This window comes from Aeromonas sp. HMWF017, assembly GCF_003061465.1.
GTDB classification, from domain to species: Bacteria; Pseudomonadota; Gammaproteobacteria; order Enterobacterales; family Aeromonadaceae; genus Aeromonas; species Aeromonas veronii.
Map to the genome: position 1 here is coordinate 15,349 of NZ_QAJD01000077.1, position 2,364 is coordinate 17,712.

Consider the following 2,364-nt stretch of genomic DNA (forward strand, 5'->3'; position numbering starts at 1 on the left):
ATCGCCATGGGCAGCGTCTTCCTGCGTGGTCGTGTCATCAAGCTGCTGGCGATGATCCGCGAACCCATCCTGCTCGCCTTCTCGACCGCCAGCTCCGAAGCGGCCTATCCGAAGACCCTGGATCGTCTGGAGAAGTTCGGTTGTGACAAGCGCATTGCCAGCTTCGTGCTGCCGATGGGGTACTCCTTCAACCTCGACGGCTCCATGATGTACTGTACCTTCGCGGTGATGTTCATTGCCCAGGCGTATGGCATCGAGCTCTCCATGGCTCAGCAGATCACCATGCTGTTGCTGCTGATGGTCACCTCCAAGGGGATGGCCGGGGTACCGCGCGCCTCTCTGGTGGTGATTGCCGCTACCCTGAACCAGTTCCATATTCCGGAAGCGGGCATTCTGCTGCTGCTGGGGATCGACCACTTCCTCGACATGGGACGCTCTGCCACCAACGTGCTGGGCAACGCCATCGCCGCCAGCGTGGTCGCCAAGACCGAAGACAGTCTGGGTGAAACCGACGCGCTGGGCGAGAGTGAGCCAGCCAAGGCCTGATCACAACGCCATGAAAAATAAACAACAACGGCCCGCCAATGCGGGTCGTTGTTGTTTATGGCTCGTCTACACTGCTAGAGAGTTTCCATCTGGAGTGTAGGGTTATGAATATTGCTCGCCGACTGCAACTGATAGCCCTGCTGGTTATCCTTGCACTCATTTTTCTCAGCTGGTTCAGCATCAACCGCCTCGATTCGGCCAATCGGGATTTAGGCTATGTGACGGACAATACGGTGCCGAGTATCTCGCTGATCAAGGAGGTACAGGCCGATTTCTATGAATTGCACTCGTTGGTGCAGACACATGTGCTGAATACTGACACCGGCAAGATGCAGCAGATTGAAACGGGTATCACCGAGATACGGGGACAGATCAATTCACTGCTCGACAAATACAAAGCCGAGCTGCTCTCCAATGATGAAGATCGGCGCCTGACCGACGATGATCAACGTATTGTCGCGCAATATTATCAGGAGATAGACAAGGTGCTGCAGCTCTCCCGCCAAAACAAGAACGATGAAGCAAGAGACATGCTGTCGGGAGAGGCATACGGATTGTTCCAGCAGTTTGCGAAGGCGATTGAGCTTCACGTTACCTTCAATATCGATCTGGGATTGGAACTGAAGGCGCAAGGCAAGGAAAACTACGACAACAGCCTGCAAACCCTGCTGTTTATCGCCGGTGGTACCACCGTACTGACGTTGGGGCTGTTTGTCTGGTTGTTCAATCAGGTGGCCAACCCCCTTCGCACCGCCATGGATACCCTGACCCGGATCCAGCGTGACCTCAACTTTACTCTCAGAGCGGATGTCAGACAGCAGGATGAGATTGGCCTGACCCTCAATGCGGTCAACCGGCTGCTCGATACGCTGCAACAGACATTTATCGAATTTTCCGTTGGCAGCTTGCAGATCAAGAGTACCGCCGAATCCCTCTCCCAGGCAGCACAACACCTCGCCAGTTCGGCCAGTCAGGCCAATGATGCTACCAGCCTGATCGCCGCCGGTGTGGAAGAGATGACGGTCAGCATCACAGATATCTCCCAACGTACTCAGGAGACGAGCCGTATCACCAACGAGTCGGGACAGCTGGCGACCGAGGGGGGCAGAACCATCGATCGCACCGTAAATGCCATTAACGAGATTGCCGATTCCATCCGGCAGGCCTCGGCCGAGGTCATTGCACTGGGTGAGGGCATTTCGCGCATTGGCGGTGTGGTCAACGTGATCCGTGATGTGGCGGGGCAGACCAACTTGCTGGCCTTGAACGCGGCCATTGAAGCCGCGAGGGCCGGGGAGTCCGGCCGTGGCTTTGCGGTGGTGGCGGATGAGGTGCGCAAACTGGCTGAGCGTACAGCCCAATCCACCCAGGAGATCTCCGCCACGGTAGAGGCGATCCAGCAGGAGTCGAACAATACGGTCTCCCGCATGCATCTGGTGGAGGAGAAGGTGAGCCAGGGGGTCACCATGGCGACAGAGAGTGGCGCCATTATTGCCGAGATCCGCAGTGCGTCGCACCGGGTGATGGAGCAGGTGGGCGAGATCACCAATGCCATCCGCGAGCAGAGCTCGGCCGCCGAGTCGATCGCTCATCAGGTAGAGCAGATTGCTCAGGTCGTGCAGCAAACCAGCAGCACAGCAGAGGAGACCTCTGCCGCAGCCGAGGAGCTCAATGTCACCACCGAGAGCATCCACCAGCAGATATCCCGTTACCGCATTCAGTAACGCCGACGGTTGTTATCCATCCGCTATCCCCGCCAGCCAGCTGGCGGGGACTTTTTTATATGGCTTGCTTAGAAGCCTGAGCCCGGTTGCTGCA

2 protein-coding genes are annotated in these 2,364 nt (G+C 57.1%); both read left to right on the plus strand.

The window, feature by feature from the left end:
• The coding region (locus DBR30_RS21850) for a dicarboxylate/amino acid:cation symporter (protein WP_258224337.1) at positions 1 to 546 on the plus strand (546 nt) is incomplete at its 5' end.
• Between the two features lie 104 nt (positions 547 to 650).
• On the plus strand, positions 651 to 2,270 hold the full coding sequence (locus tag DBR30_RS07655; protein WP_108541937.1) for a methyl-accepting chemotaxis protein: 1,620 nt from the start codon (positions 651 to 653) through the stop codon (positions 2,268 to 2,270).
• Positions 2,271 to 2,364: the final 94 nt, after the last annotated feature.